The organism is Propionicimonas sp. (assembly GCF_047606205.1).
Lineage (GTDB): Bacteria > Actinomycetota > Actinomycetes > Propionibacteriales > Propionibacteriaceae > Propionicimonas.
The window spans coordinates 1-5752 of sequence record NZ_JASGES010000046.1 but is presented as its reverse complement, the minus strand read 5'-3'; the positions used below and the strand labels follow the sequence as shown (position 1 = coordinate 5752).

The window sequence follows — 5752 nt, the reverse complement described above, 5'->3', positions numbered from 1 at the left end:
CCCGACCCGGCGGCCGCGGCGACCGGGGGCGAGCGCACGCACCGGGCCGCTCCCAGCATCTTCACCGCCGGCCAGCTGATCGCCGGCCTCACCGCACTCGCCACCGCGGTGGTGGTGGGGGTGGGCGTCGACCCGTCTGTCGCCGGCGCGGCCGGGACCCCGGTGGCCGCGGCCGTCGTGCCGACCGGACGCGTGGTCACCGTCAAGGTGACCGCCACCCAGATGCGGTTCAGCCCTGCCGAGGTCCACCTCAACAGCGGCGACCGGCTGGTCGTCGAGCTGGTCAATGCCGACACCACCACCCATGATCTGGTGATCGGCTCGGCCAGCAGCGGACGGATCGCACCGGGCGCCCGCGCCGATCTGGACGCCGGGGTGTTCGGCGCGTCCGTGCAGGGCTACTGCTCGATCGTCGGGCACCGCCAGCTGGGCATGGTCTTCGAGGTCGTGGTCGACGACGCCCCCGGCACGACCCCCACGGCCGCGGCGGCCACGAGCACCGCCGACCACGACATGGGCGGCATGACCACGCAACCCGCCGAGGCGTCCGATGTGGTCGACCCGGTCCTGGCGCCGTTGACCGACGAGCGGGAGCACCACCTGACCCTGAGAGTCACCGAGGTGCCCCTGGAGGTCGCCCCGGGAGTGTGGCAGCGCCGCTGGACCTACAACGGATCCCCCGTCGGGCCGACCCTGCACGGCCGGGTGGGGGACGTCTTCGTGATCACGCTGGTCAACGACGGCACCTTGGGTCACTCGATCGACTTCCACGCCGGAGCGCTGGCACCCGACCGTCCGATGCGGACGATCGAGCCCGGCCAGAGCCTGACCTACCGCTTCACCGCGGGCCGCGCGGGCATGTGGATGTACCACTGCTCGACGATGCCGATGAGCGCCCACATCGCGGCCGGCATGGCCGGTGCGGTGGTGATCGAGCCGGACGGCCTGCCGAAGGTCGACCGCTCCTACGTCCTCGTGCAGTCGGAGGTCTACCTGCAGACGACGGCGACCGACGCCGCGTCCGCCACCGAGGTGGACGCCGACCGTGCGCACGCTGCCGGTGTGCCCGACTACGTGGTGTTCAACGGAGTGGCGAACGGCTACGACACCGCCGAACTCACCGCCAGGGTCGGCCAACGCGTCCGCTTCTGGGTGCTGGACGTCGGCCCGAACCGGGCGAGCAGCTTCCACGTGGTCGGCGCCCAGTTCGACACCGTCTACCGCGAGGGCGCCTACCAGCTGCGCCGGGGCAGGGACGCGTTCGGGACCGGCGGCGGCGGCTCGCAGGCGCTCGGGCTCGAGCCGGCCGAGGGCGGCTTCGTCGAGACGGTCTTCACCGAGGCGGGCCGCTACCCGCTGGTCAGCCATGTGATGGCGGACGCCGAACGCGGCGCGCACGGCTACGTGCAGGTCGGCGACTGACCGACCACCGCGGCGGCGACGCCGTCCGCACCCACCGCTCCGCAGGAGCACCAACGAAGGAGACAGGATCAGGATGCAGAAGACGGTCCACCTCGAGAACGCCGGCGTCGGCGGATGCGCGTGCGGTCACCACGACGAAGGCGATCCGGTCCTCGACGTCCGGGCGATCCCGCACGCCATCCGCCACGCCACCGTGATCGGCGCCTTCGGAGCGATCCCTGCCGGCGGCGCGCTGGTGCTGGTCGCACCGCACAACCCGTTGCCGCTGCTCGGCCAGCTCGCCGCGCTCGCGCCGATCGAGGTCGAGTACCTGCTCGAGGATCCGCAGGAGTGGCGGCTGCGGATCACCCGCGCCGGCTGAGCGGTCTGGGCGCGAGGCGTCCGCCCGGTTAGCGTGGCACCATGCAGAAGTCAGCCGTCATCGTCCACGGCACCGGGGGAAATCCTGGCGTGGCCTGGTATCCGTGGCTCGCCGATCGCCTCGCTGCGCGCGGCTACGCGGTGCAGGTCCCGCACTACCCCGGCCTGAACACCGAGCCGATCGCGACTTTCCTGCCGTCGGCGCTGGCCGAGGTTCACCTCGACGAGGAGACGGTGCTGGTCGGGCACTCCGGCGGTGCAGCGTTCCTGCTCGCGCTGCTGGAGCACATCGACACGACCGTGGCCAGGGCCGTCCTGGTGGCCGGGTACTGCACGCGTCCCCACGCCTGTGAAGAACCGGTCCTGCAGGACGAGTACGACTGGGACGCCATCCGCAGCCATGCGCGCGACTTCTGTTTCGTGAACTCCGTCGTCGACCCGTACGGCTGTGATGCCACGCAGGGCCGGGCGATGTTCGACCGGCTCGGCGGCACGCTCGTCATCCGCGACGACGGGCACTTCGGCGACCACGACCAGCCGTACCCCACCTTCGACCTGCTCGACCGGTTGATCGGCTAGTCGGCGCGCGGACGCCGGCCGCCGAGCACGCTCAGGCGGCGAGCCACGACTCCCTGGTCAGGATGGCGACCATGAAGCCCATCGTGGCCAGGCCGACGAACAGCCCACCCCCGTCGAGGCCGGCCACGGCCACGAGTCTCGTCGTCAACTGGCTGAGGGCTGCGGCCAGAACGGCACTGCCCAGAAGAACCCCGATGATCATTCCGCTGATACGCACGATGTAGCGCATCTCGCTCCTCCCCCCGAATGAGCTAGATGGGCAGATCGTAGGGGTCGCGTCCGCGGACCGTCCAGCGGACCCGTCACATTCTCAGCATTCTCTTTCCCCGCGACCCCGCACCCGTGTCCGGCCGGCCGCGCTCTCGGCGGCGCACGTAGACTCCGGAGGGCTGGATTCCGTTCTCGAAAGGTCACCTATGCGCAGGTTGCGTCGGTCACAGGCGGCGGCCGCCGTGCTCGGAGCCGCGATGCTCGCCTCCCTGGCCGCGTGCGCCGCGTCCGACCCGATCGTGGTGGGAGAGCGTCCCCACTCGCCGACGGCGGTCACCGGGCCCACGCCGAGTTCTGAGACCGATCCCGCCAAGCTCGCCCTCGACCTGTCCAGCCTGCCGGGCTTCACCCCGCCGACCTCGGAGGGTGGCGGCCTGTTCTCCCGCTCGATCCTCGACTCGAGCGGGAAGGTCACCTGGAAGGTGCTGGACGGTTCCAACCAGGTGATCGAGAACTACGACCCCGACCAGCAGGTCGCGTTCGGCGACTCCTCCACCTACACCACGATCCCCGGCGTCCTCACCTTCCGGGGCAACAACTACCGCGACGCCCCCGTCTACGGCACGACCGACGTGACCCAGAAGCGGCTCCAAGTCGCGTGGACGCAGGACACCGGCGACGTGTACGCCGAGGGGTCGCACTGGGCGGGCGCCGGCTGGACCGGCCAGCCGCTGCTGGTGAACTGGCCGAAGGCCACCAAGCAGGCGATGGGGCTGTCCCAGGCCCAGATCGACGACCCGGACTTCGTCGAGGTGATCTACCCGGTGGTGGACGGCAACGTCTACCGGCTCGACCTCGCAACGGGCCAGCAGACCAAGCCGCCGATCGAGGTCGGCTGGGCATTCAAGGGCACCGGGTCGATCGACCCGCGCGGCTATCCGCTGCTCTACTCCGGGATGGGCCTGAACCAGAACGGCGACGCCACCGGCACCTGGCGCTACCGGATCTTCGACCTGATCCAGAACAAGGAGGTGTCCGGCTGGGACGGCTCGGACGCGGGCGCGCCGCGCGACTGGGGCGCCTTCGACTCCTCCTCGCTGGTGAACGCCGCCACCGACACCCTGATCGAGCCGGCCGAGAACGGGCTGATCTACAAGGTGAAGCTCAACGCCACCTTCGACGCCGCAGCCAGGACCGTCAGCGTCGACCCGGAGTTCACCAAGCTGGACTACGACACCCCCGACTCCTCCCGGCACGGCATCGAGGGTTCGGCCGCCGCCTACCGCAACCTCATGTACGCTGGCGACAACGACGGCAACATCGTCTGCTGGGACGCGACGACGCTCCAGGTGGTCTGGGTGCGTCCGACCGGTGACGACACGGACGCCTCCATCGTGCTCGAGGACACCGCCGACGGGCCGTTCATCTACACGGGCAACGAGATGGACAAGCGCGGCGAGGGTAAGAACGGTGCCAGCCACGGCACGGTCACGATCCAGAAGCTCAACGCCCTGACCGGGGCAGTGGCCTGGACCTACGACATCGACGCGGTCTACAACAAGGCCGTCAACGGCGGCCTGATGGCCACCCCGGTGCTCGGCACCGGCGAGGTGTCGGACCTGGCGATCTTCAACATCGCCAAGACCGGCTCGGACAAGCAGGGCACCCTGGTGGCCCTGGACAAGAAGACCGGCACGGTGGTCTGGAAGCGGACCCTGGCCCATTTCGGGTGGAGTTCTCCCCTGTTGCTGACCGGCACCGACGGCCACTCCTACGGCGTCGTCGGTGACTCCAGCGGCCTTCTGCACCTGTTCAACCCGAACACGGGCGAGGACTACTCGACCCTCCAGCTGTCCCAGAACATCGAGGCGTCCCCCGCCGTCTACGGCAACATGCTGGTCGTCGGGACCTACGCCGAGAAGCTGTACGGCATCCGGATCAGTTGACGCCGCCCGCGCGCCCACCCGCTCAGGCGCGGAAGTCGGCCAGCCTGGCCGCCGCTTCGGTGATCACCGGGTCGGTCTTGCAGGCGGCGAACCTGAGCAGGGACGCGGCCGACGGGTCGCGCGGATCGGCGAGGAACGCGCCCACCGGAATCGCCACGACGCCGGCCTCCTCGACGAGACGGTGGCAGGTGGCGACCGCGTCGGTGAGTCCGAGCGACGCGCCGTCGGCGATCTGGAAGTAGGTCCCGTCCGGGCGGTTCACCGTGAACCCGGCCCGTTCCAGGGCGGCGGTGATCACGCTCCGGCGGCGGTCGAGGCGCTGCGCGGCGGCGTGGAACCACTCGTCGGGCAGCGCGAGGCCGACCGCGACCGCGGGCTGGAACGGCGCCCCGTTCACGTAGGTGAGGAACTGCTTGACGGCCAGCACCGCATCGATCAGGTCCGCCCGCGCGGTGACCCACCCGATCTTCCAGCCGGTCACGTTGAGCGACTTCGCCGCCGAGGAGACGGTGATGCCGCGCTCGCGTCCCCCCGGGAAGGTGGCGAGGCTGCGGTGCGGCCTGCCGAAGGTGAGGTGCTCGTACACCTCGTCGGCCACCACGATCGCGTCGTGGCGCTGGGCCGCCGCCAGAACCAGTTCGACGGTGACGTCGGGCAGCATCGCGCCGGTGGGGTTGTGCGGGGAGTTGAGCAGGACGACAGCCGTACGGTCGGTGATCGCCGCCGCCAGTCGCTCGGGGTCGGGCAGGAAGTCCGGTGCTCGCGCCGGGACGGGAACGAGGCGTCCGCCGGCCAGGCCGACCACGGCGGCATAGGCGTCGTAGTAGGGCTCCACGACCACGACCTCGTCATCGCGGTCGACCAGGGCCAGCAGGATGGCGGCCAGCGCCTCCGTCGCCCCGGCCGTCACCAGCACCTCGGTGTCCGGGTCCCAGGCCAGGTCGTACCAGTGCGCCTGGTGGGCGGCGATGGCCGCCCGGAGCTCGGCGATGCCGCGGCCGGGCGGGTACTGGTTGGCGCCACGGGCGATCGCCGCCGTGGCCGCGTCGGCGACCAGGCCGGGCGGGCCCTCGTCCGGGAACCCCTGCCCGAGGTTGATCGCGCCGCTGCGCGCCGCGAGCGCCGACATCGTGGCGAAGATCGTCGGCGCGATGCTGCCGTCCGCACCGAGCAGGCCCGCCGCCCGTGCGGTGCGGCGCCAGGGTCCCGGGCTCGTCACGCGGGCCACCCTACTG

General features: G+C 71.0%; 6 protein-coding genes. 4 read left to right on the top strand and 2 right to left on the bottom strand.

Annotation, left to right across the window (positions count from 1 at the left end; translation table 11 throughout):
• From QM633_RS03310 to QM633_RS03300, 3 genes are all read left to right on the top strand, one after another.
• The coding region (locus QM633_RS03310) for a multicopper oxidase domain-containing protein (RefSeq protein WP_415152304.1) at window positions 1-1422 on the top strand (1422 nt) is incomplete at its 5' end.
• A gap of 73 nt (window positions 1423-1495) precedes the next feature.
• Entirely contained in the window at window positions 1496-1783 is a 288-nt protein-coding gene (locus tag QM633_RS03305) for a DUF2249 domain-containing protein (RefSeq protein ID WP_415152303.1), read from the top strand.
• 41 nt (window positions 1784-1824) lie between these two features.
• On the top strand, window positions 1825-2361 hold the full coding sequence (locus QM633_RS03300; protein WP_415152302.1) for an RBBP9/YdeN family alpha/beta hydrolase: 537 nt from the start codon (window positions 1825-1827) through the stop codon (window positions 2359-2361).
• A gap of 31 nt (window positions 2362-2392) precedes the next feature.
• Here the strand turns inward: QM633_RS03300 and QM633_RS03295 are convergent, their stop codons facing one another.
• Window positions 2393-2590, bottom strand: a complete 198-nt coding sequence (locus QM633_RS03295; protein WP_415152301.1) for a hypothetical protein — start codon at window positions 2588-2590, stop codon at window positions 2393-2395.
• 187 nt (window positions 2591-2777) lie between these two features.
• Here QM633_RS03295 and QM633_RS03290 point away from each other — a divergent pair, with 187 nt between their 5' ends.
• On the top strand, window positions 2778-4517 hold the full coding sequence (locus QM633_RS03290) for a PQQ-binding-like beta-propeller repeat protein (protein WP_415152300.1): 1740 nt from the start codon (window positions 2778-2780) through the stop codon (window positions 4515-4517).
• 22 nt (window positions 4518-4539) lie between these two features.
• Here QM633_RS03290 and QM633_RS03285 read toward each other — a convergent pair whose 3' ends face one another.
• Window positions 4540-5736, bottom strand: a complete 1197-nt coding sequence (locus QM633_RS03285) for an aminotransferase class I/II-fold pyridoxal phosphate-dependent enzyme (protein ID WP_415152299.1) — start codon at window positions 5734-5736, stop codon at window positions 4540-4542.
• Between the last annotated feature and the right edge of the window lie 16 nt (window positions 5737-5752).

Bases quoted from the DNA above. Each gene is read 5' to 3' on its own strand.
- QM633_RS03305 (WP_415152303.1), top strand. From the start codon at position 1,496: ATGCAGAAGACGGTCCACCTCGAGAACGCCGGCGTCGGCGGATGCGCG.
- QM633_RS03300 (WP_415152302.1), top strand. From the start codon at position 1,825: ATGCAGAAGTCAGCCGTCATCGTCCACGGCACCGGGGGAAATCCTGGC.
- QM633_RS03295 (WP_415152301.1), bottom strand. From the start codon at position 2,590: ATGCGCTACATCGTGCGTATCAGCGGAATGATCATCGGGGTTCTTCTG.
- QM633_RS03290 (WP_415152300.1), top strand. From the start codon at position 2,778: ATGCGCAGGTTGCGTCGGTCACAGGCGGCGGCCGCCGTGCTCGGAGCC.